We start from the raw sequence: 22,389 nt of genomic DNA, 5'->3' as shown, positions 1-22,389 counted from the left end.
AAGTCACTAATATCTTTTCTTCTTTCTTAGGTAGCATTCATCTCCTCAAATTTCTCAGCAAGGTTCTACCTAGAAAAACAATCAAACATTGTCTTCCAAGGAGGAAAATCATGAGGAAGATGTCTCCATTGGCATCCAGTATAGTTCATATAAAAGATAGCATTAATAAGTCTCATTTAGAAGATTTACAGTGCTTCCCTTCTTTTTCATAGAAAACAGAGAAAATAGGCTTGATTTCTTCCCACTCTTTATCACTTTAAATCCTCAGGATAGCTTTCACGCATGATGCTCCTCCTTTTTGGAGTCTGCTTTCATTTTATCAATAAGCAAGAGTTTCGAGGCACATTCTTAGAGATGATTGCAAGCTTTTGCTTCAAAAAAAGTTTATAAAAAGGCATTAAAATAAAAAAGGGCTAAAACGTAAGTTTTAGCCCTTAAGCGTTTAATTTATAACAAGATTAAACTTGTCTAATAGGTATGGCCCCAAGAGATGCCAAATACATCGTCAGACTGTTTAATATTGGCTTCTCCTAAGCCAAATGAAGGAGGAATAGAGTTTTTACCCTTAATCTTATGGCTGAAACCATGTCCATAAAATATCGAGATTTCATTACTCGAGTTAAGACAAGCGGTCGCACCTAGTGTAAGGTAATCTTCGATGGTGTCAACAGTCAAAACATTGACAGCTGTTTGAGAGCGTTTGATAGGAGCTCGAGTATGGCGATAGCCAGCACGAACAGTTAACCATTCGGTAAGTTCGTAATCTAAGCCTAAACGATAAAACCATTGATCGCGGAAACCAAAACCGGTACCGTTATGGGCGCCAAGCTTATGAGCTGTTAAGTTATCCTGTAAAGGCCTGTGAAGGGCTTTTACTTTTCGCCAATTGATATATTCGACATCAAAGGCTAAGGTTGCATAGGGGAGTAGACGCCAAGCAAAACCTGCCCCAATTTTTTGAGGGATATTAAGTCTTCCTTTTCCTGCTAAGAAACCCTTGTATTTTTTAAATTTGCTCATGTAAGTTTTTGGCTGATAGGTGACACCAACGCTTAATCTATCTGCCACTTGGCATCTATAACCGAAGGTAAAGCCTACCCCTTGTGAATAGCTATATTTATGGTTCGTCACATATTTTGGAAATTTGCTGAAAATGCCTACGCCAAATGCTTCTTTAGCAAAATTTTGCAACCCTTGAACCCATAGACGTTGAATCATATAATTAAGAGAAACACCAAAATTATGTTTTTCTAATAATTTGATGGAGAATGTGGGGGAAATTGTTTCATGAGCATATTCCATACCTACTTTGGAGGTGCCAAACAAAGGTAATGCATGTTTATATTTGGTCTTGCTAAAGTTGCGGTTATAAACAACTAAGCCTAACGACATGTTGTTTCCCAACATTTTGTTGATACCAAAATCGCCGTTGTAAGCATATTTTGCCTTATGGTTGGCGTCAAATTTGCCATTTACACCGGGAAGAGGTGAAAGATTACCTCTAACTGTAGCTTGGCGTGAGGTACGGGCTACTTCAAATCCTAGATCATAGCGATCTCCCACGTCAGCCATCCCGGCAGGATTAAAAACAGCTGCTTGAGCATCTTGAGGGTAAGCAATACCGGTAGCTGCCATACCAAAGGTTTTTACGCTAGCAATAACAGCGTGGGCACTTGTAGGTGTTAGGACAAGACAGGGCACGAAGCACAGAGAGGCTATCATTTTTTTAAATGAAAACTTTACCACTTTTTCTCCTTTATGTTTGGACTGCTTTAATTAAATAAAGCAGTTTTTAGTGGGTACTGTAGAGTATAAAGGTAAAAAAATCAAATAAAAACTAAAGTTTTTTAGGATGATGAATTATATTGTAAACTTGTCGTTTAGGGATAGAACGCAGGGTAGCGACTTGTTTGATGGCTTCTGGTAAAGAGATAGCATTTTCTTGCTGCAGCCTAAAGACATGTTCTTCAATCGATAGGTCGGCCCATTCTTCATAAGAAGGACCAGAATTCTTAGCAATGAGCAACACAATTTCACCTTTGAATTTCTTCTCTAAATGGCGGGCAATTAATTGTTGTGCTGTTCCACGTACTATCTCTTCAAATTTTTTGGTAAGCTCGCGGGCGATCACAACTTCGCGATGCGCATCTAGACGATGGATGGCTTCTAATGCCTTCTGGATACGTTCAGGGGATTCATAACAAATGGAGGTAAAAGGTTGGTTTAAAATTTCTGAAAGAGCTTTTATTAAGGCGCCTTGTGGACGCGGCAGAAAGCCATAAAATAAAAAATGGTCGGTCTCCAGTCCTGAAATGCAGATAGCGCTTATGGCTGCACAGGCACCGGGAATGGAGAAAACTTTTAAATTTTCTTGTAGGCATCTTTTAACCAGGCGAGCGCCTGGATCAGAAATACCAGGGGTACCAGCATCTGAGATTAAGCAGATGGTTTTGCTGTTTTTTAAATCTTGGATAACTTGTTCTTCTTTATAAGCTTCATTAAATTTATGAAAGCTAATTAAAGGCTTATGAATCTCATAATGTTTAAGTAGAATCAGGCTATGACGTGTGTCTTCACATAAAATATAATCGCAGGCTTGCAGCGTTTCAATTGCTCTTAAGGTAATGTCTTTTAAGTGACCGATCGGTGTTGCAACTAGGTATAACAAACTAAATACCTCGAGGAGAGAAGGTAAAGGGTTTTTAAGAATGAGTTAAAGTTAAGAGTGAGCTTGAAAGCCTAACAAATTAAGGTGGCACCCAGATTCGAACTGGGGATCGAAGCTTTGCAGGCTTCTGCCTTACCACTTGGCCATGCCACCTTAGTTAAGCAAGAGAACTTTATATCCTATCACCTTTTATACCGTCAATATAAAAATGCTGACTGATTTCAAAGGCTTAAGCTTAATTTTTTTTATTTATAAAAATATATTTTTAAATGATATTAGCTTTTATATTTTATTATATTGAAATTTTTAAGGTGATTAACTATAATTTTTCCCATAAATATAGATTTATTACTAATATGGAGATAAAATGAACATTTCCCCTAACGATTCTTACCTCAAGAATCTTTCACCTCCCCGTGAGCCTAAGCAACCACCACCCACGCCAAGTAGAAATAGCGCTTCTAGAGGAAAACATCCTAGAAACGAAGAAAAAGATTTGCTTTTACCTCCTTTTAAATTGCCTAAATTAGAACAAGAGGATACTCCTTCACCCAAAACTAGGCTGGGGATAAAATTAGACTTCGGTGCTTCTTCAAATCAGCCTGAAAAGCTATCTTTCACTCTTGGTACAAAAAGATTAAGAGCCATAGATGAGCTTAGTCATGATGAAAAGGAGGGGAATAGCGCCAATTGTAAGCATCGCAAATTAGATTCTGACGAGACAGCTTTGCCTAAAAATAAGCCTGCGCTAAAAATCGGTTTTGGTACTTCTTCTTCCCTTCCGCCCTCACCATTTGCTGGCACTAAACCTACTATGCTTTCCAAAAGCTCTGTTTTGGCTCGAAAACTTTTTTCCCTTCCTGGTGCGGGTAAAGCTGCTGAGAAGCCCCAGCGCTTGCAATTTTCGCTTCCTCCGAAAGAGGAAAAAAAACAAAATGCTTTTACTCAAAGTGCTCTTCTTCCTCTTTCTTACTACAAGCAAGAATTAGTAAAACCTAGCCTGGAGCTATTGCCGGATGATAAAAAAGGTCTGCACTATGAGGGTCCTGACTTAGAGGATAAATTAGGGAAAATATTGATTAAAAAAGGGGAGAGATTAATTTTAACTTATCTAGGCCATGGAGATTTTCATCATGTATGGAAAGTAGAAAATGTTGATCTGGTTATTAAAATATTAAGAGATGATACTTTAAGTGAAATGAAGAGAAAGCAATCGATTATTACCACTGAAAGGGCCTATAAAAAATTGCTAAAATTGACTCCCCAGATGAAAGGAATATCTGTGGCGCATATTTATAACATTGAGGATATTTGGGAGAGAGGCTACTACATTTATGAATATATTGCCGGTGAAACCGCTTTTAAAGATATAAAGGATGTGTTCTCTCAAATATTTGCTAACCCGGACTATTATATTGCGGACTTATCTCCTGGCAATGTCCGTACCAAAGAAGATCACAGTGTTATTATTGATCCTTATGATGAAGGAGAGATCCCTTTGCAGCATCAAGCCATTGATCTTGCGCGGGTGATTATCCAATGGATAAAGCATGAGATCAAGGTAGCTCCTTCCTTTACTCCAAATATTGCCGAGTCTGAAACCAAAGAAGATCATCAGCAATTCTATGGTGAGCTAAATAAATTTTACAAAGAGATAGAAACCTATTTGAATGAGATGTCCGCTAAAGAGGATGGACTCTGGCAAGAGACTAAGAATAAAATACACGATAAGTTAGAAGCCGGGATAAAAAGAGAAAATTTTAAAATTGAATCCATTTACCTATGAACACACAAGCTTTATAGGTCTCTTTCCTTTCGAAAGCTTTGAAAGCGTTGCCTACACGCCGCATTCAAAGCTTCTTTTTCTTTAGGCATGGGTCATTATTGTTTTAGAAAGCTGCCACCATTTTTTCCAGTCTTGACGAAGGCTTTTTTGTAAGGCTTTCATTTCCTTTTTAATCTCTTTTAATAAAGGAGTTTCGGTGCACTGCGCTTTTAACTCTCCATAACGGCTCTTAAGCTGAGAAAAATCTGTCATCTTTCTGACTATGTTACTAGACAATTCATTAATGATAGGCTCCCATTCTATCCTTTTACTTTCCCATGACTTCACTAATTTTTCTCGAAGCAAGTAGGCATGTTCTGTCACCATCCGCTTTTTGATGGTGTACTTATCTGTCTTACGTAAATGATAGGTTAAACCTAATTTGCTAAGTAACCAGATCAACCATTTCGTAGGATCAAACTGATACCAATAGATACCATTGCGATAATCGTTAGCGTAGGTATGGTGATAGTTATGGTATCCCTCTCCAAAAGTCAAAAAAGAAATGATATAATTGTTAACGGCCGAATGCTCCTGTGAAAAGGGTTGATCTCCCCAGGTATGAGCAAGAGAGTTAATGAACCAGGTGGAATGATAAAGACAAAATAATCTTGCTCCTACGGCAAAGGTTAAAGCCCCTGTATAATCATTTAAAAACCAGCCTAAACTGAAGAAAACTAATGAATTGGTTAAAATAAATAAAAGCGGGTAAAAGCGGTGTTGGAAAACAACTAAAGGATTGCTGATTAAATCAGAAACTACTTTAGGGTTGATGGGCTGAGGCTTCTCGATGATCCACAAGAAGTGAGCGTACCAGAAACCTTTTTGGATAGAATATGGATCCTGGTCAGTATCTACATATGCATGATGCAGACGATGATCATAAGACCAGCGTAGCGCACTTCCTTGGCCTGCCATGGAGCCAAAAAACAGTAAAAACCCTTCTAGAAAAAAATTTGTTTTATAAGAGCGATGAGAATAAAAGCGGTGATAGCCGCCTGTAATGCTTAAGCCTGTAGCATATAAAAGCCCCACGCTTGTCGCCACCATCGAAAAAGTAGGCTTATTATAATAAAAATAAAAAGGAAGCCAGATAATTAAAGCTGCCTGGAAAATGATAAGAAAAATGGTGGGAGACCAATTAACTCCCTTTTTTAAATTTATCATGGAAAACCATAGGTTATAAAGAATAGGTGTTTAAGAGGGGGAGTATAATGCGCTAAAGTATAAAAGTCAATGTAAGAATAAAATTTATTGTTTGCATTTTCATCTTATGCTACAAAATAAAAATTTTGATCAAGCACGTAAGATGACAGATTATGATAAAAGTAGATTTTTTACGCCCCTTTTTATTAATAGCTTTAATATTTTTGCTAGCTGCTTCCTGCGGAGGCGAAAAATCCTTGCCTCCTCCTCCCTTTGTAGAAGTAAGTGCTTTAACTATTCAAAAAACCACTATTCCCTGGATTTATGAATCGGTGGGCTATGCCGAAAGTTCTCACCAGGTTGAAATCCGTGCGCGCGTAGAGGGCTACTTGGAAGAGATTGCCTATATAGAGGGGGCCGAAGTAACAAAAGGGCAGCTGCTTTTCAAATTAGACCAAACTCCTTTTATAGCGGCTGTTGAACAAGCCAAAGGAAACCTAGCAAGAGAAAAAGCTCTTTTAGGGAATGCACAACAAGCTGTAGAGCGCTTAACACCTTTGTATGCCAAGCATGCCGCCAGCAAAAAAGATTTAGATGAGGCCACAGCAAATTTATTAGCTTCCCAAGCTAGCGTGCAAGTAGCAGAGGCCGCGTTAAAAGTGGCAGAAATTAATTTAAGCTATACCCTCCTAACTTCTCCTATTAATGGTCTTTCGGGAAAATCAAGCTATCGTCAAGGCGCTCTTATTTCCCCTGGCTCTAATCAGCTCATGACTTCTATCACTGTTTTGGATCCTATCTGGATTTCCTTTAGCATTTCTGAAAATGAGATTTTAAAAATAGATAAGGAGGTTAAAAATCGTACGTTAGTTTTACCCCAGGATAAAAATTATGGGGTAGAGGTGATATTAGCGGATGGCAGCCGGTATCCTTTTCGCGGAGAAGTTAACTTTTCTGCTCCCACCTATGATCAAAAAACAGGCACCTTGTCGATGCGTGCCCAGCTTCCTAATCCTAAGCTTATTCTTAAGCCAGGCCAATTTGTTCGCGTCAAGGTTAAAGGAGCTATTAAACCTAACACCATCTATGTTCCTCAAAAAGCCCTGTTGGAAAGTAAAACAGGAATGTATGTTTACATCGTAAGGGAAGGGAAAGCTGCCATACAAAATGTGACCGTAGGAGATTGGTATGGTGATGACTGGATTATAGAAGAGGGATTGAGAGAGGGGGACCAAGTGATTGTCGATGGTATTAACAAAGTGGGACAGGGCACTCCCATCAAGGTCACCAAGGAAATTAAGGTGGATAAGAGTCACAAGCAAGAGCTTATCTTGCCCCAATTAGGGGAATAAAGGATGAAAATTTCCAACTTTTTTATCGACCGTCCCATCTTTGCTAGCGTTTTGTCCATTATTATCATGTTTGCCGGTTTTATTGCTTTAATGAATTTGCCGATTGAGCAGTACCCCAATATTACTCCTCCTCTTATCCAAGTTTCCACCTATTATCCAGGTGCGGGTGCCCAAACCATTGCTGATAGCGTGGCCGCTCCTTTGGAGCAGCAAATCAATGGGGTAGAAAATATGATTTATATGTCTTCCCAAAATTCATCTTCGGGTAATTATCTTTTGAATGTTTATTTCGAAGTGGGTTCTGATCCTAAAAAAGCCCAAATTGATGTCAATAACAACGTAAGTAAGGTGTTGGCTCAATTACCTGAGGAAGTGCAGCGTCAGGGGGTAATCGTGCAAAAGCAGACTCCTAATATTCTTTTGTTTGTAGCTTTGCAATCGCCGGATGGTCGTTATAACGATATTTTTATGAGCAATTATGCCACTATTAATGTGGTAACTGAATTACAGTTGATTCCGGGAGTAAGCCAAGTTAGCATTATAGGAGCTCGAGATTATGCGATGCGCATATGGCTTAAACCTGACCGCATGGCACAGTTGGGAATTACTACGTCCGATGTTGTGGACTCTATTAGGGAGCAAAACAGCCAAGTACCCGCTGGTATGATAGGAGGGAACCCTACCTCTCTACCTATTGAGCTAACTTTACCCATGCTAGCTACAGGGCGACTGACGACGGCAGAAGAATTTGAAAACATTATTATCAAAGCAAATGCCGATGGTTCGATGGTCTTTGTGAGAGATGTAGCAGAGGTCGAGCTGGGTGCTGCTAATTATGATGTCAATGCTAAGCTTAATAATAAGTCGATGACAGCCATTGCTATTTATCAGCAATATGGAGCCAATGCTCTAGAAGTTGCCGATAAAGTTAAAGCGAAGATGAAAGAATTAGCTACCAGCTTTCCCAACGGGATCGAATATACTATTCCTTATGATACCACCAAATTTGTAAAAGCCTCTATTCATGAAGTGGCCATCACTATTTTAGAAGCTGCCATTTTAGTGGTTTTAGTCGTGCTTCTTTTCTTGCAAAATTTGCGGGCTACCTTAATTCCGATGCTTGCCATGCTTGTATCTATTGTAGGAGCATTTGCAGGGATGCTTGTACTAGGATACTCCATCAATACTTTAACATTATTTGCTATGGTTTTGGCTATTGGCATTGTAGTCGATGATGCAATTGTCGTTATTGAAAATGTTGAACATAATATGCGCGCCTTAAAATTGCCTGCTCCAGCAGCTGCTAAAAAAGCCATGGCCGAGGTATCGGGTCCTGTAATAGCCATTGTTTTTGTGCTGTGCGCAGTTTTTATTCCGGTAGCCTTTCTGGGTGGAATTACAGGCGAGCTCTATCGTCAATTTGCTATTACTATTTCCATTGCCGTGGTGATTTCAGGTGTTGTCGCCTTAACCTTAAGTCCTGCGCTGGCCGCTCTATTATTAAAGCATAAAAAAGAGGATTCAAAATTTACGATTAAATTTAATCATGCTTTTGAAAGGTTGGGAAATCGATATGTAAAAATTGCACGCCTACTCCTTATGAATCCTCTATGGGCTCTATCTATTTTTGTGATCGTTTGCTCTGCTGTAGGTTTTATATATAAGCTAGTCCCTTCTAGTTTTGTTCCTATCGAAGATCAAGGCTATATCATGGCCGTCGGCATGCTACCCGATGGGGCTAGCCTACATCGCGTCGATGCTGTAACTAGCCAGATAGATAACCTAACCAAGACTCATCCTGCTGTCACCGATGTGGTTGCCCTAGATGGTTTTGGATTATTAGATGGTTTAAATAGAAATAACCAATCTAGCTATTTTATCGTATTCAAAGATTGGAGTGAGCGAACGGGCAAGAATCAAGCGGCTCCAGCCTTATTGCAGCAGTTAGCTCCTAAATATGCAGCTTTGCAAGAGGCGGTGGTTATTCCTTTCAATCCACCTGCTATTCAAGGCATAGGCAGTGTGGGCGGCTTTGAATTTTGGGTACAATCCAGGTCTTCAGGTAATATTGAATCATTGGAAAAATACGCAAAAGAAATTGTTGCTAAGGCTAACCAAAGCCCTATTCTTAGGGGTGTTTCTACCAATATCGACGCTACGGCTAAACAGTTTTTCCTTTCCTATGATCGTGAAAAATCTAAAAGCATGGCTGTCTCCATTGCTGAGGTTTATCAAACTCTACAAGCCATGATGGGCTCTTTATATGTTAATAATTTTAACAAATTTGGCCGCGTATATAACGTCTATGTTCAAGCAGAAGATATTTACCGTAGCACTCCTTATAAGCTTGGAGAAATCTATGTCAGATCTTTAAATGCAAGCATGGTTCCTTTGAAGTCTTTGATAAATATACGCAATATCAAAGGACCTTCCCTGATTAGCCGCTTTAATAGTTTTAATGCCGCCAGAATCAATGGAAGTGCAGCGGCAGGCTTTAGCTCGGGTCAGGCTATGGCTGCTATGGAGGAGATAGCGCGGGAGATACTCCCCCCTGAAATGTCATTTTCATGGGGCGGGCAATCCTATCAAGAGAAAAAAATGGTAGGCACAGGCCTTAAAGTCATGGCGGCAGGTTTGTTCATGGTTTTTCTCATACTGGCAGCCCTTTATGAGAAATGGTCTTTGCCTTTTTCCATTTTAATGGTGGTGCCTTTTGGCCTCTTGGGAGCCTTTTTGGCTGTGTGGATGAATGGAATGAGCAATGATGTCTATTTTCAAGTAGGCTTAATAACCTTAATTGCTCTTTCTGCAAAAAATGCAATTCTCATTGTAGAGTTTGCAGTGATCAAGCACCAAGAAGGCTTGCCTTTAGCAGAAGCGGCTTTAGAAGCTGGAAAGCTGCGCTTAAGAGCCATTTTGATGACTTCATTAACATTTATATTAGGCGTTGTGCCTTTATTCATCGCCAAAGGAGCAGGAGCTGCCAGCCGCAACTCGGTGGGTACGGGCGTCTTAGGAGGAATGATAACAGCTACCTTTCTAGCTATTTTTTTTGTTCCTTTTTTCTATAAGTTATTAGAAGAAATAGCAAATTGGAAAGGAAAGAAACAAGGCTATTTATCCTCACATACTTCTAAAGAAATATCGGACAAGACAAATGTATAATTTAAAGACAAAGGCTTATCAAGGCGGGCGTTTTTTTCTCGCCTGTATAGGTTTATTAATAATTTCCTCTTGTGTTTTTAGGCCCAATTATACGCGCCCTCCCGTGAATATACCAGAAAATTGGCGCTTGCCTATGCATGAGGCCTGTAGCTTAGCAAACATCTATTGGTGGCAGCAGCTTGGCGATCCGGTATTAGAGGCTTTAATTAGGGAGGCTTTAAAAAATAATTACACTCTGCAAGCAGCGATGGCTTCGGTAGAAGCCTATCATAGCCAATTCAGAGCTACCAATTCCCAGCTTTTTCCTCAAATTACGGGGGATGGTAGCGCCTTAAGGCAAGGGCTTTCGGCTCAGTCTAATTTAGGTCTTGCGCAAAACTTACGCTTAATAAACAGCTTTTCTGCCTTGTTGTCTTGTGCTTATGAATTAGATATTTGGGGGCGTCTAGGTTCTGCTTCTGATGTGGCTTTAGCTCAATATTTAGGAGAAATTCAAGCACGCCGCACCGTTATCCTTACCTTAGTAAGTGCGCTAGCCAACAGCTATATCACCTTACGGCAATATGATGAGCAATTGCAAATAGCGCAGCAAACTCTAAACTCCTTTCAAGAGTCTTTGCAATTAATGACAGACCAATGGGAGGAAGGGGAAAGCTCTGAATTACCTATTATGCAAGCAAGCGCTGAAAGAGATACAGCTGCTAGCCTTGTTAAACAATTAGAAATTAATGTAGCTCAGCAAGAAAATCTTTTGTGCATTTTATTAGGGCGTAATCCCGGTAATATTAGGCGGGGTAAAATACTTGAAGAGCTTGCGCAACCTCCTTCCATTCCAGCTGGATTGCCTTCCGACGTGCTAGAACAAAGGCCAGATGTGATGCAAGCCGAATTGAATTTGATAGCTGCCCATGCCAATGTGGGAGTGGCTAAAGCTAACCTATTTCCTCGTATATCTCTTACCGGATATTATGGAAATCAAAGCTTTGCATTAAATACGCTTTTTAAAGGTGCTGCTTGCGCTTGGCAAGTCGGTACAACTTTTAGTGAGCAGATATTTAATGGGGGGCTTTATATTGCTCAATTAGATCAGGCGCATGCGCAAGAAAAGCAAGCTCTGTTTTCCTACTATAACACTATACAAACTGCTTTTAAAGAAGTGGAAAATGCGTTAATTGGTCATTCTAAGAGCTTAGAGGTATTAGAAATACAAAAGGATCAGGTGCAAGCTTTGCAAAAATCTCTTGCTCTGGCTTTACTAGCCTATGACAATGGCCAGGTGGATTACTTAAATGTTCTAGATGCCCGAAGAAATCTGTTGTCTGCACAGCTTAACTTAGTTCAAGCTCGCAGTGCTACCTATACTACCTTTATTGGAGTCTATAAAGCTTTAGGAGGGGGATGGGTACAAGAGGCGGATACATTAGCTACTGAAGGGTAAAAGTGCGTTTATCCCTAAAAAATTATGTTTTTATTCAAACTCTTTACTCCTTGTTTAGCCTAAATTTCTAATTATCAGAGGATTATAAAATATTTAACTTCTAAAGATTTAAGCTTGTCTATTCAATAAATCGAAAAAAAGTGAAGGGAATTTAGTCTAAGATATAGCCGTTTAAATTTTATTTTTCTAAGGATATATGTATAATTAAATGGCATGGTATAGTCACACGATTTAAGAAAAAAAGCTTTAAATTATATAGAGAATGGCGGCTCAATCACCACAGCTAGTGAGGTGTTTGGCGTAACAGTTCGCACGTTAACAAGCTGGATTAAGTGGAAAAAACAAGGTTGCCTAGCTCCTAAAAAAAGACGGCAGAGCCCCAGCAAAATTAATAGTGAATAGCTAAAATTGTATATGAAACAAATAGCTGAAGCAATCAAAAAAAGGATTAAAAATGAGTAAGTTATTTAAAGGGCTTAAAAAAGGGCTTGAAGAAGCTCTAGCATTCACAGAAAGAAAGGTTACGCTTAAGTCAGAGCTTATCGAAATCCCTGAGCCTCCAAATGAATATAAGGCTATCGATATTAAGAGAATCAGAGAGAAAAATCATTATTCCCAAGGAATTTTTGCAAAAGTATTAAATGTAAGTGTAAAGACAGTTCAATCTTGGGAATCCGGAACCCGCGCTCCAAGCCATGCAGCGCTGCGACTTTTAGAAATTGTAGACAAAGGTTTTTATGATCCTCAAATTTTTAAGCCTCTATAATGGTGATAGTTTCATGGTCGTTTTTCCAATTAAAAGCTGAGTCTGCTTACAGAATGTAGGGATTAGCCAAGTAGGTTTTTGAAAATGCTCGGTTTCTTCCAAAGTTGAGATGTTTGGGTAGGCTATGATAATTAGCGAAAATTTTTCTATTACTTAAATTTGTTATACAAGTACTTGTAATTCCTTTTCATTTTACTTTTGGCTAGGAAAATATTGATGCCACAGCTTAAAGCAGGTCAGCTTGTAATTATGGACAATACTATCTTTCATAAATACCAAACCACCCATGAGCTTATCAAAAAGGCAGGATGTAAGATTTTGTTTTTGCTGCCTTATTCTCTGAATTTAAATCTTATTGAAATCTTTTGAGCTAATTTGAGAAGGTTACTATAGCGAACTTAAATAAATTTTCTACTCTTGCTTAAACCATTGATTTCTCTTTTTTAAGTATACGTTAATGGAAAGAAATATAGGATTTAAATCACTATTTTTTCTCCTACTCTGCCAGTTATGCATAACATCCTTTTTACCAAAAAGTTTGCGAAGAGACTACTTTTTTCAACAGGAGCATGCCGACTTGGGTGTAAACAAAAGTGTTGGCAATTCTTTTTAAGCAGCAGCTTTGTAGGAATTCCAGTAAGCTTCCCAATAACCATTTAATCTACCTATTCTTAAGTTCAGCATCGCATTAGCATTTTCTGTCCTCCACCAAGCTCCCGCTATTTTCAGCCTCTTTTGTACCACAGCCTTAAGGCTACTCTCTATCTCGCCTGACCCAATCGGTAAGCCTTTATCCAAAGCGCTTTTATAATTCATCATATCCAGTCTTTTTTCCATGTACCTATAGCATCTTACTAAGCCATTCTCCTGCTCAGGATGATCTAGCGCCTTGAACTTAATTTCAATCTCTTTGAAAACCTCTCGGCTTTTACCAGCTTTTAACTTCTCTTTACTTTCTTCTAACCACTTTTTTGGCTCAAAAATATTGCACCAAATGGCAGCCTCGGATAAATATCCACACAGATGATAAAAATCAATTAAGTGGCCGCTTCGATTGCAAAAGTTTAGTTTTATTTGTTCAGCTATCCAAGGAGGGCCATCACTTATGGCATGCACATAGCTGCCTTCTTTCAGACCCGCTATAAGAGCACATTCTAGCATCTGTTGACCTGCTTGTTCTGCCGTTCCAATACTACCAGCATAAAAGCGGTTAGCTCTGTCCTTGCCTCTTGCCAGACTTAGTTTGGCTTCTTTCCAACACACTTTCCTTGCTTTTCTTGCATCTTTTTTTGCTTGTTTGTCAATCTCGTCTATCTCCACAATGGGTACCATACTCCCATCTGTTTCACTGATAATGATTGCTTCTTGACTAACCGCTTCTTTTTTTAGCTTAGCTATTTTCCTTGCATGCTCTTGGGTAATCAATCTAACCATGGAAGAAGAAGTTTCAATTCCATAATGCTCCTTCATCTTTTCCCCTACTTTTCCAAAAGCAATATCTGCTCCAAAGTCGGTTATTGCTCGCTCTAATGGTAAAGAATACCCTCTGCATCTAACCTTGGAAGAAAAGGAAAAGGGTCTAATCAATTTTCCTGCTTGTAGGAAGCACCTCTCTTCCATCCCTACTATCCCAAATGTTGTATGCCAACTTAGTTTTTTTTTTGAGTGCTGCCTTAATTTCATTTCCCGAGTCTTGGCTTCTTGCTCATTTACTTGATGCTTTGCCCAATCCTCTAGGCATTTTTTCCCTAAGCCTCTAACTTCGGGAATAAGAGCAAATTCAGCATCATCCGCCACTTCTATTCCTTTAACTCCTTCGGTAATATCTAATAATTCTCTAATGGATTCTAATAAGTTGGGATGATTCTTTAAGCGATTAAATACTTTATTAACTTCTTCTTCGTTAAGCATATGCAACCTCCTTTTGCTACGCTTTCAGTATGTATTAATCCCTCCTTATCTTGCCAACACTTTTAATTACACCCTGCCGACTCTTACGAAGGGATTAGGGGGGAGCCTAAAAGCGGGATTTAAATTAAAAAAGATGAGCGTATTTATCCTCCTTTAGATGTTTTCTGCTTAAGAAAAAGCCTCCAGTCATAAGTTGAATATTTAGCAAGGGAAAAATCTTTTATTTTTCTTGCTTGGAATAGCTCAGCAGCTTAACCTATTATTTTTCTACTAACCTTATTAGTACTCTTATTTTTTGCCATAAAATTTATGCACAGTTTTCATGTTCAAGAGCTTGCGTCTATCTTTGGCATGCCGATGCCAAAAGATCAGGCTGTCTTTACAGGGGTTAGTGTAGATAGCCGTTTGCACCGGCCAGAAAATTTGTTTTTTTCCCTTCCTGGCGCTCAAACTGATGGGCATCATTTTTTAGAGAAAATAGCTTCTCAAGGGTCGAAAGGAGCCGTAGTTAGCAGGGATTATGATGGCCCAGATTATGGCATGCTATTAATCCGAGTAGAAAATCCTTTACTAGCTCTGCAAAATTTAGCTCGATTGATTATTAAGCAGTCTAAAGCTCGCGTGGTAGCAGTGACCGGCTCTGTAGGTAAAACGACTACTAAAGATTTTATTACGACAGTTCTTAAAGAAAAATTTAAGGTATCCTCTTCTCCCGGCAATAGTAACTCACAGATTGGCGTGCCCTTAGCTATTCTTAATCATACAGAGGGTCAAGAAGAGATCATCGTTTTAGAAATGGGGATGAGCCATCCGGGAAATCTAAAAGCACTCATTGATATAGCCCCGCCTGAATGCGCCATAATTACCCAGGTTGCCTTGGCACATGCTTGTAACTTTGATTCATTAGAGGCAATTGCCTACGCGAAAGCTGAAATATTAACCCATGCTAGTACCGCGTTAGCGATCCTTCATCGAGACATCATTAATTATTCGGAGATAATAAAAATAGGGTCTTGTCGAAAATTATCTTTTTCTTTTGATCATCCCCTAGCTGATTATAGTATTGCTGCTACTCAAACAGATGGTCTAGCTGTTAGATCAAAAGAGCAAATTTATAAGCTGGGTAGCTTTCCTATCTTAGGGAAGCATCATCAAGCTAATTTTTTAGCTGCAGTCGCTTGTGCAGAATATTTCGGTATGAGCCCCAAGGAGATTGCTTTGGGTATGAGCAAGCTAGTTCTGCCCGCATCAAGAGGGCAGCTGATAGAAAAAAAAGGAATTCTTTTTATCAATGATGTGTATAATGCTTCACCACTTTCTGTAAAAGCTGCTCTTAAAAATATCCCTTCTCCTAAAAATGGGGGGCGTAAGGTAGCCGTTTTAGCCGATATGCTAGAGTTAGGTCAATTTTCTAAAAAAGCCCATGAAGAAATTGGAGAGTATGCTTTAAATCAGGTAGATAGTATGTTCTGTTATGGTGCAGAAAGCCGCCTGATATTTGATTGTTGGCAGAAGTATGGTCGACATGCATATTGGTATAATCATCGTGCGGAGTTGGTAGATGCTTTAAAGAGCTATTTACAAGAGGGGGATGTGGTGCTGATTAAAGGCTCAAAAGGGACCCAGATATCAAAATTATTAGAGGAATGGGAGAGTAGCCCCAATGATCATATTTTTAGTTGACTGGTTGAAATACACATTGAATATTAAAGTTCCCATGGTGTTTACCTACTATTCCACTCGCATGATATTGGCAGCTATAACTTCCTTAATCATTAGCATTTTCTTGGGACCCTATTTTATTAAAAAACTTTACGAGCTTAAAATTGGCCAAACTATTCGAGTCGAGGACTGCCCTTTACTAGGTCAGTTGCATGAAAAGAAGAAAGATACTCCTACAATGGGAGGAGTATTAATTCTTTTTTCAATGTTAATTTCTATGTTCTTATGGATGGATATCAGCCATGTGTTTACCCTTATCTTATTTATCACTACCGTTTGGCTAGGAGTAGTGGGTGGTTATGATGATTACTTGAAACTTAAACATAAAAATCCTAAAGGGTTATCAGGTAAGAAAAAATTATTTTATCAATTTACCTTATCAGCCTTTATAGCCTTATATCTGCTTTGTCCCTCCGTTTCTTCTTCTATTCAGATGAAAAATTGGTTTGCCCCTCCTATTGTTAAAGAGCAAACAGCCACTAAGACTAAATGGGGTCCGCTAGTGGTGAAACAAGAGGCTACCCATTCCTCGGGTCCTACAGCAATCTCTTTGAAAGATTATGCGACACGCATTTATTTACCTTTCATTAAAAACCACTGGCTGGTTCTTAAGGGGGCCTTGACTCTAGTAGCCGCTTTGTTTATCATGTTTGTAATCACCGGTTCTTCTAATGCGGCAAATTTGACAGATGGCTTAGATGGTTTAGCGGCAGGCTGTTTAATTATTGTAGCGGGTTGCTTAGCTTTAATTGCTTTCGTTTCTAACCATATCCAGATCGCGGGCTATTTAAACATCCTTTATATTGAAGGAAGTGGGGAAATAGCTATTTACTTAAGCGCGTTGATGGGCGCCTGCTTAGGCTTTCTATGGTATAATAGCCACCCCGCTCAAGTTTTTATGGGCGATACTGGCTCCCTAGCTTTAGGAGGGATCATAGGTGTATCGGCTGTATTGTTAAAACGCGAATTGCTCTTAGGTCTTGTTGGAGGAATCTTTGTCGCTGAAGCGCTATCAGTCATCCTTCAAGTGCTAAGTTATAAATATCGCAATAAAAAGCGTATATTTTTATGCGCGCCTTTGCATCATCATTTCGAGTATATGGGGTGGGCTGAAACGAAAGTGGTAACCCGTTTCTGGATCATCGGCTTGCTGTTAGGCATACTTGGCATCGCGTCGCTCAAATTTCAATAAGAATTCTAACAATGAAGCTAAAGAAAAAGAGAGTCTTAATAATTGGATTAGGTTTAAGTGGACGTGCAGCTGCAAGCTTCTTGCTTAAAAGACAAGCTTATGTATGGGGCGTTGATGACAACTTAGAATTATTGAAAAATCACCAAGAAATCAAAGATTTGATAACTTTAGGACTTGTAGCCAGACATGAGGCTGAGAAAATTGAAATTCAAGATTTTGACTTTATTGTGGTTTCACCTGGCGTTCCTCCTTCCAATCCCTATTATATCCAAGCTCGGCAAGCAGGTATTGAAATCGTGGGTGAAGTAGAATTAGCTGCACGTTTTATTAATCAGCCCTTATTAGCCATTACCGGTACCAATGGTAAAACCACTACCACCTTGCTAGTCGCTCATGTTTTAAATGCCAGTGGTAAAGCTGCACGTGCACTAGGCAATTTAGGGGCCCCCCTAACGGCAGAATTAGATGCCTTAACAGTGGGTGCAGAAGAGGATATATTGGTGGCAGAATTGAGTTCCTTTCAATTAGAAACTCTCCAAAGCGCTGTAATAGATGCAGGTGTGGTCTTAAATATTACCCCTGATCATCTCGATCGTTATCCTGACCTGCAAGCGTATGCGGCGACAAAACTCCATCTTAAAAATTGTTTAAAACCTAAAGGGAATTTATATGTTTATGAGGCTGTATATAACGAATATAAAAAGCTTTTAGGAGATTTTAAGCCTTTAACCTATGGCTACTCTTCTTCTTGTAACTTTTACCTCGATCACCAATTTATCTATGGAAAAGGTCAAGATCCTTATCCTCTACCTTTAGCTTATCAGGGTGTAAAAAATCATGATGTAGAAAATATGCTGGCTGCTTACGCATTATGCAAGGAAAGGGGAGTCACTTCTGAACAATTCTTTAACGCCCTTTCAGCTTTTAAAAAGCCTGCCCATCGTCTTGAATTTGTGCGTTCTTTCAAGGAAATAGCCTACTATGATGATAGCAAGGGAACTAATGTAGATGCTGTTATCCGTGCGGTCACTTCTTTAAAAGGTGAAATAATTTTGATTGCAGGAGGTGTGGATAAAGGAGCTGCCTATACACCTTGGATCAAAGCTTTTGCTGGCCATGTTAAATATGTATTTGCCATTGGCCAAGCTGCGATAAAAATAAAAAATGATCTAGCCTCTAGCCTTCCTGTCGAGGAGCGGCCTACCCTAGAAGCAGCAATAAAAGATGCGACAGCGCTTGCAAAACCTGGCCAAGTTGTATTACTATCTCCAGGCTGTTCCAGCTTTGATATGTTTCGCGACTATGTACATAGAGGAGAAGAATTTAAACGTATAGCTAATACCTTAGAATAAAAGATTACCCTTGATGAGGTTCAACAATGAATCGTAGAGATACCATAATTATCGCTGTCCTATTAAATGCAGCGTTGCTAGCTATATTATTTATGATGGCCGTCCGTCATGAGGACCCAACAGATGAATTTCATAACGCTCCTCAGATTATCATGGATGCTAATAAACAATTGACCCCTTCCTCTCAAGCGTTAGTTAACTCACCCTCTGATACTTCTATAGGCTCTACCCAGACAGGTGATGAAATTGATAATGTGCTGAAACACTATGCCGATAGTCCTCATCTTATCCTTGTGGAAGAGGAAGGCGAATTAGGAGATAAGGAAGTACCCGCCTCTCTTCCTACCGATAGGTCAGAGTCTCGGCAAATTTCTACTTTAGAGACATCTACCCAACCTTCTCAACTGGTGACCATCACGGTTAAAAAGGGAGATGCCTTAGAAAAAATTGCTCGAGCCAACAATACGAGCGTAGAAGCTATCAAAAAAGCCAACCATTTAACTAGCAATCGCTTAAATATTGGCCAGCTATTAAAAGTGCCTGTAGGCACCAAAAAAAGCCATTTAGATCATGAGCAACAAAAGCCTTTAGCCATCAAAGAGCCTACTTCTATTTCTTCGGCAGGGCCAGAGCTTTACACCATTAAAAGTGGGGATAATCCTTGGAAAATTGCCAAACAATTTAATGTTAAGTTTGATGATTTATTGAAGATGAATAACTTGGATGAAGAAAAAGCCCGCAACCTCCAAGTCGGTGATAGAATTCGTGTAAGATAATAGATATAGGGATAAATGGATGAGGATTCTACCTTTGATGGATGCGCACAAAAAAGTGATAGGAAAAAAGTCTACTCTTTCCTTTCCCCCTATCTTTTGCCTGCTCTTTTTATGTGTCTCTATCATTTATGTGCTAGGCCTCATCATGGTCTATAGCACGACTTCAGCTGAAGTGATGGATATGGAATTAAACAAAAGCACTCATCAAGCCTTACTCAAGCAGCTTATGTATGCAGCTATAGGCCTTAGTTTAGCAGGGGGAATAGCAAAAATAGGCTATCGTACCTTAATAACCTTGAGCCCCTGGCTTTTAGGCATTTTTAGCTTTCTATTATTTATAACTTTAATTCCAGGCATTGGCCGCGAAGTGAATGGCTCTAGGCGCTGGCTAGCTATTTTAGGCTTATCTTTACAGCCTTCAGAGTTTGTCAAATATATCATCCCCGCCTACTTTATTCATTATTATCTAAAATTTTTGGGGAAAGCATTTACTTTTTATGCCTTCCTTAAGCTGGTAGGCACGATAGCTATTCCTATGCTTTTAATATTAGTAGAACCTAATAATGGTACCACCGCAGTAATAGCTATGTCTGTTTTAGTGCTTTGCATTTTGATGAAAATCAGCTGGAGGTACTGGGCCCTCCCTTTGCTAGCCTGTCTATGTGTAGGAGGAGCCTTTGCTTATCATCTTTCTTATGTCTCAGCACGCCTGAAGGTTTATTTAAATCCCGAGCTAGATCTTAAAGGTAAAGGGCACCAACCTTATCAAGCTAAGATTGCCGCTGGGTCGGGAAGATTATTAGGTAGGGGACCCGGCAATAGCATGCAAAAGCTAAGCTATTTACCGGAAGCTCAGAATGATTATATTGCCGCTATCTATGCCGAGGAATTTGGTTTTATAGGAGTGTGCATATTAATTACTCTTTATCTATCTATTGCTTGCCTAGGCTTTTATATTGCTAATGCCTCCTCAAGCCTAGAAGGATTTTATTTTTGTGCTGTCATCACTTTCTTAATTACCTTCCAAGCTTTTTTAAACCTAGGCGTGGTATCTGGTTTATTGCCGAGCACAGGCTTAAATTTGCCTTGGTTTAGTCAAGGGGGCAGCTCTTTGGTGGCTAATATTTTAGGCTTAGGGATTATCTTAAATATTTCACAGGATGGGAAGCGTCATTTGAGTGATTTTTCCACTATAGCTTAAGCTTAATGCTCTGCGCTTTTTTTGTATATTCAGTTGCCTTTTTGGAATTTCCTTGTGCTTTGTATATCTGTGCCAGCTTGCGATAAAGAAGTACCACATTGAGATTATCCTCACCTAATAGCTTAATATTGATTTTGAGCGCTTGATTGATGAACTTAGCTGCTTCCTCTAAATTTCCTTGTTTTTGGTAGATTGATCCTAGGTCATCATAGCCTAATGCCACAGTAGGATGATTTATACCCCAATGTCTAATATTAATTTCGAGCGCTTTTTTATTATACTCAACCGCCTTATCTAAATGGCCTTGGGCTTGGTAGATTTTTCCTAAATTATTGTAAAGAGCTATCACTCTGGGATGATATTCACCAAAAAGCTCAAGGTCAATGGCAAGCGCTTTGTTAATATACTCTTCCGCCTGGCCTAAATTGCCTTGGTCTTTGCAAATTTGGCCTAAATTATTGTAAGAGGTTGTCACATTGGGATGATTTTCACCAAAAAGCTTAAGAGCAATGGTAAGCGCCTTGCTGCTATACTCTGCCGCTTTGCCTAGGTTGCCTTGATCTTTATAGATTAGTCCTAAGTTATTATAATCTCTTGTCACCTTAGGATTATTTTCACCAAAAAGTTTAAGGTGAATGGCAAGAGCTTTCTTGATGTGTTTGGCTGCCTGTTCTAAATTGCCATAATCTTGATAAATGTGGCCTAAGTTATTGTAAGAGGTTGCCACAGTAGGATGATTTTCACCAAAAAGCTTGAATTTAATGGCAAGAGCTTTCTTAGCATATTCAACCGCATGTTCTAAATTACCTTGCTCTTTGTAAATTTGGCCTAAGTTACCATAAGAGGTTGCTACAGTGGGATGATTTTCACCAAAAAGCTTAAGGTGAATGGCAAGAGCTTTCTTAGTATATTCAACCGCCTGTTCTAAATTACCTTGCCCTTGGTAAATTTGGCCTAAATTATTGTAAGAGGTTGCCACAGTAGGATGATTTTCACCAAAAAGCTTGAAGTTAATGGCAAGAGCTTTCTTAGTATATTCTATTGCCTGTCCTAAATCACCTTGCCCCTTGTAAATGATGCCCACATTATTGTAAGAGATTGCTACAGTGGGATTATTTTCACCAAGAAGTTTAAGGTGAATGGCAAGAGCTTTCTTGATGTATTTGGCTGCCTGTTCTAAATTGCTATGATCTTGATAAATGAGGCCTAAGTTATTGTAAGAGGTCGCTACAGTGGGATGATTTTCACCAAAAAGCTTAAGGTGAATGGCAAGAGCTTTCTTAGCATGTTCAACTGCCGGTCCTAAATTACCTTGCCCTTGGTAAATTTGGCCTAAATTATTGTAATCTCTTGCCACAGTAGGATGGTTTTCATCAAAAAGCTTAAGGTTAATGGCAAGAGCTTTCTTAGTATATTCAACCGCCTGTTCTGAATTACTTTGCTCCTTGTAAATGATGCCCACACTATTGTAAGAGATTGCTACAGTGGGATTATTTTCACCAAAAAGCTTAAGGTTAATGGCAAGAGCTTTCTTAGTATATTCAACCGCCTGTTCTAAATTACCTTGCCCTTTGTAAATGACGCCTAAGTTACCATAAGAGGCTGCTATAGTGGGATGATTTTCACCAAAAAGCTTAAGGTCAATGGCAAGAGCTTTCTTAGTATATTCTATCGCCTGTCCTAAATTACCTTGCCCTTGGTAAATTTGGCCTAAATTATTGTGATCTCTTGCCACAGCGGGATGATTTTCACCAAAAAGCTTGAGATCAATGGCAAGAGCTTTCTTAGCATATTCAACCGCCTGTTCTACATTACCTTGCCCTTCGTAGATTTGGCCTAAGTTATTGTAAAAGGTTGCTACAGTGGGATGATTTT

Annotated in this window: 17 protein-coding genes, 1 tRNA gene and 1 pseudogene; 12 read left to right on the top strand and 7 right to left on the bottom strand. The window is 39.3% G+C overall.

Annotated features, from left to right (window positions below):
- Positions 1-65: 65 nt before the first annotated feature.
- The 4 genes from NEOC95_RS09680 to NEOC95_RS00930 form a co-directional block, all read right to left on the bottom strand.
- Complete coding sequence (locus NEOC95_RS09680; protein WP_213151033.1) at positions 66-176, bottom strand: transposase; 111 nt, start codon at positions 174-176, stop codon at positions 66-68.
- Between the two features lie 292 nt (positions 177-468).
- Positions 469-1,746, bottom strand: coding sequence for an OmpP1/FadL family transporter (locus NEOC95_RS00940; protein WP_213151032.1), 1,278 nt, complete (start codon positions 1,744-1,746; stop codon positions 469-471).
- A 91-nt stretch (positions 1,747-1,837) separates the two neighbouring features.
- The gene (gene rsmI / locus NEOC95_RS00935) at positions 1,838-2,668 is read right to left on the bottom strand and encodes a 16S rRNA (cytidine(1402)-2'-O)-methyltransferase (protein ID WP_213151031.1); all 831 of its coding nucleotides are present in this window, start codon (positions 2,666-2,668) and stop codon (positions 1,838-1,840) included.
- Positions 2,669-2,750: 82 nt separating this feature from the next.
- Positions 2,751-2,821, bottom strand: a tRNA-Cys gene (locus NEOC95_RS00930).
- A 214-nt stretch (positions 2,822-3,035) separates the two neighbouring features.
- On the opposite strand from NEOC95_RS00930, the gene NEOC95_RS00925 reads away from it, so the two are divergent.
- Complete coding sequence (locus tag NEOC95_RS00925; protein ID WP_213151030.1) at positions 3,036-4,454, top strand: hypothetical protein; 1,419 nt, start codon at positions 3,036-3,038, stop codon at positions 4,452-4,454.
- An 81-nt stretch (positions 4,455-4,535) separates the two neighbouring features.
- Here NEOC95_RS00925 and NEOC95_RS00920 read toward each other — a convergent pair whose 3' ends face one another.
- On the bottom strand, positions 4,536-5,660 hold the full coding sequence (locus NEOC95_RS00920; protein ID WP_166154803.1) for an acyl-CoA desaturase: 1,125 nt from the start codon (positions 5,658-5,660) through the stop codon (positions 4,536-4,538).
- Positions 5,661-5,812: 152 nt separating this feature from the next.
- Between NEOC95_RS00920 and NEOC95_RS00915 the strand changes: the two genes are divergently transcribed.
- The 6 genes and pseudogenes from NEOC95_RS00915 to NEOC95_RS09670 all read left to right on the top strand — a co-directional run bounded on the left by NEOC95_RS00915 (position 5,813) and on the right by NEOC95_RS09670 (position 12,729).
- Positions 5,813-6,991: an efflux RND transporter periplasmic adaptor subunit gene (locus NEOC95_RS00915; protein ID WP_166154805.1), complete on the top strand. Its 1,179-nt coding sequence runs from the start codon at positions 5,813-5,815 to the stop codon at positions 6,989-6,991.
- 3 nt (positions 6,992-6,994) lie between these two features.
- Positions 6,995-10,156, top strand: coding sequence for an efflux RND transporter permease subunit (locus tag NEOC95_RS00910; protein WP_213151029.1), 3,162 nt, complete (start codon positions 6,995-6,997; stop codon positions 10,154-10,156).
- The gene (locus NEOC95_RS00905; RefSeq protein WP_166154809.1) at positions 10,149-11,594 is read left to right on the top strand and encodes an efflux transporter outer membrane subunit; all 1,446 of its coding nucleotides are present in this window, start codon (positions 10,149-10,151) and stop codon (positions 11,592-11,594) included. Before NEOC95_RS00910 ends, NEOC95_RS00905 begins: the two co-directional genes overlap by 8 nt.
- A 234-nt stretch (positions 11,595-11,828) precedes the next feature.
- Positions 11,829-11,996 (top strand): annotated as a pseudogene (locus tag NEOC95_RS09675) (IS630 transposase-related protein); the annotation flags it as partial.
- 52 nt (positions 11,997-12,048) lie between these two features.
- Positions 12,049-12,360: a helix-turn-helix domain-containing protein gene (locus NEOC95_RS00895; protein WP_166154811.1), complete on the top strand. Its 312-nt coding sequence runs from the start codon at positions 12,049-12,051 to the stop codon at positions 12,358-12,360.
- 216 nt (positions 12,361-12,576) lie between these two features.
- Entirely contained in the window at positions 12,577-12,729 is a 153-nt protein-coding gene (locus NEOC95_RS09670; RefSeq protein ID WP_166154813.1) for a transposase, read from the top strand.
- A gap of 240 nt (positions 12,730-12,969) precedes the next feature.
- On the opposite strand, the gene NEOC95_RS00885 is transcribed toward NEOC95_RS09670, so the two are convergent.
- Positions 12,970-14,271 (bottom strand): hypothetical protein, encoded by a 1,302-nt coding sequence (locus tag NEOC95_RS00885; RefSeq protein WP_213151027.1) that lies wholly within the window; start codon positions 14,269-14,271, stop codon positions 12,970-12,972.
- Between the two features lie 357 nt (positions 14,272-14,628).
- On the opposite strand from NEOC95_RS00885, the gene NEOC95_RS00880 reads away from it, so the two are divergent.
- From NEOC95_RS00880 to NEOC95_RS00860, 5 genes are read left to right on the top strand one after another with little or no spacing between them, the layout of a single operon-like run.
- Positions 14,629-15,954 (top strand): UDP-N-acetylmuramoyl-tripeptide--D-alanyl-D-alanine ligase, encoded by a 1,326-nt coding sequence (locus NEOC95_RS00880; protein ID WP_166155556.1) that lies wholly within the window; start codon positions 14,629-14,631, stop codon positions 15,952-15,954.
- Positions 15,935-17,185, top strand: coding sequence for a phospho-N-acetylmuramoyl-pentapeptide-transferase (gene mraY, locus NEOC95_RS00875; protein ID WP_166155559.1), 1,251 nt, complete (start codon positions 15,935-15,937; stop codon positions 17,183-17,185). The genes NEOC95_RS00880 and mraY overlap by 20 nt, the downstream gene beginning before the upstream one ends.
- An 11-nt stretch (positions 17,186-17,196) precedes the next feature.
- Positions 17,197-18,537 (top strand): UDP-N-acetylmuramoyl-L-alanine--D-glutamate ligase, encoded by a 1,341-nt coding sequence (gene murD, locus NEOC95_RS00870; RefSeq protein WP_213151025.1) that lies wholly within the window; start codon positions 17,197-17,199, stop codon positions 18,535-18,537.
- A 26-nt stretch (positions 18,538-18,563) separates the two neighbouring features.
- On the top strand, positions 18,564-19,313 hold the full coding sequence (locus NEOC95_RS00865) for a LysM peptidoglycan-binding domain-containing protein (protein WP_213151022.1): 750 nt from the start codon (positions 18,564-18,566) through the stop codon (positions 19,311-19,313).
- A 37-nt stretch (positions 19,314-19,350) separates the two neighbouring features.
- Positions 19,351-20,514 (top strand): peptidoglycan glycosyltransferase FtsW, encoded by a 1,164-nt coding sequence (locus NEOC95_RS00860; RefSeq protein ID WP_249270131.1) that lies wholly within the window; start codon positions 19,351-19,353, stop codon positions 20,512-20,514.
- On the opposite strand, the gene NEOC95_RS00855 is transcribed toward NEOC95_RS00860, so the two are convergent.
- The coding region (locus tag NEOC95_RS00855; RefSeq protein ID WP_213151020.1) for a tetratricopeptide repeat protein at positions 20,504-22,389 on the bottom strand (1,886 nt) is incomplete at its 5' end. The two genes, NEOC95_RS00860 and NEOC95_RS00855, sit on opposite strands and share 11 nt — an antisense overlap.

The organism is Neochlamydia sp. AcF95 (assembly GCF_018342455.1).
Classification (GTDB): domain Bacteria; phylum Chlamydiota; class Chlamydiia; order Chlamydiales; family Parachlamydiaceae; genus Neochlamydia.
Note: the sequence above shows the minus strand (reverse complement) of the source record. Positions and strands in the feature narration are given on the sequence as shown.

Coding starts and splice junctions, on each gene's coding strand:
- NEOC95_RS00895 (WP_166154811.1), top strand. CDS start 12,049: ATGAGTAAGTTATTTAAAGGGCTTAAAAAAGGGCTTGAAGAAGCTCTA.
- NEOC95_RS09670 (WP_166154813.1), top strand. CDS start 12,577: ATGCCACAGCTTAAAGCAGGTCAGCTTGTAATTATGGACAATACTATC.
- NEOC95_RS00915 (WP_166154805.1), top strand. CDS start 5,813: ATGATAAAAGTAGATTTTTTACGCCCCTTTTTATTAATAGCTTTAATA.
- NEOC95_RS00910 (WP_213151029.1), top strand. CDS start 6,995: ATGAAAATTTCCAACTTTTTTATCGACCGTCCCATCTTTGCTAGCGTT.
- mraY (WP_166155559.1), top strand. CDS start 15,935: ATGATCATATTTTTAGTTGACTGGTTGAAATACACATTGAATATTAAA.
- NEOC95_RS00925 (WP_213151030.1), top strand. CDS start 3,036: ATGAACATTTCCCCTAACGATTCTTACCTCAAGAATCTTTCACCTCCC.
- NEOC95_RS00885 (WP_213151027.1), bottom strand. CDS start 14,271: ATGCTTAACGAAGAAGAAGTTAATAAAGTATTTAATCGCTTAAAGAAT.
- NEOC95_RS00920 (WP_166154803.1), bottom strand. CDS start 5,660: ATGATAAATTTAAAAAAGGGAGTTAATTGGTCTCCCACCATTTTTCTT.
- NEOC95_RS00905 (WP_166154809.1), top strand. CDS start 10,149: ATGTATAATTTAAAGACAAAGGCTTATCAAGGCGGGCGTTTTTTTCTC.
- NEOC95_RS09680 (WP_213151033.1), bottom strand. CDS start 176: ATGAGACTTATTAATGCTATCTTTTATATGAACTATACTGGATGCCAA.
- NEOC95_RS00880 (WP_166155556.1), top strand. CDS start 14,629: ATGCCAAAAGATCAGGCTGTCTTTACAGGGGTTAGTGTAGATAGCCGT.
- NEOC95_RS00865 (WP_213151022.1), top strand. CDS start 18,564: ATGAATCGTAGAGATACCATAATTATCGCTGTCCTATTAAATGCAGCG.
- murD (WP_213151025.1), top strand. CDS start 17,197: ATGAAGCTAAAGAAAAAGAGAGTCTTAATAATTGGATTAGGTTTAAGT.
- NEOC95_RS00860 (WP_249270131.1), top strand. CDS start 19,351: ATGGATGCGCACAAAAAAGTGATAGGAAAAAAGTCTACTCTTTCCTTT.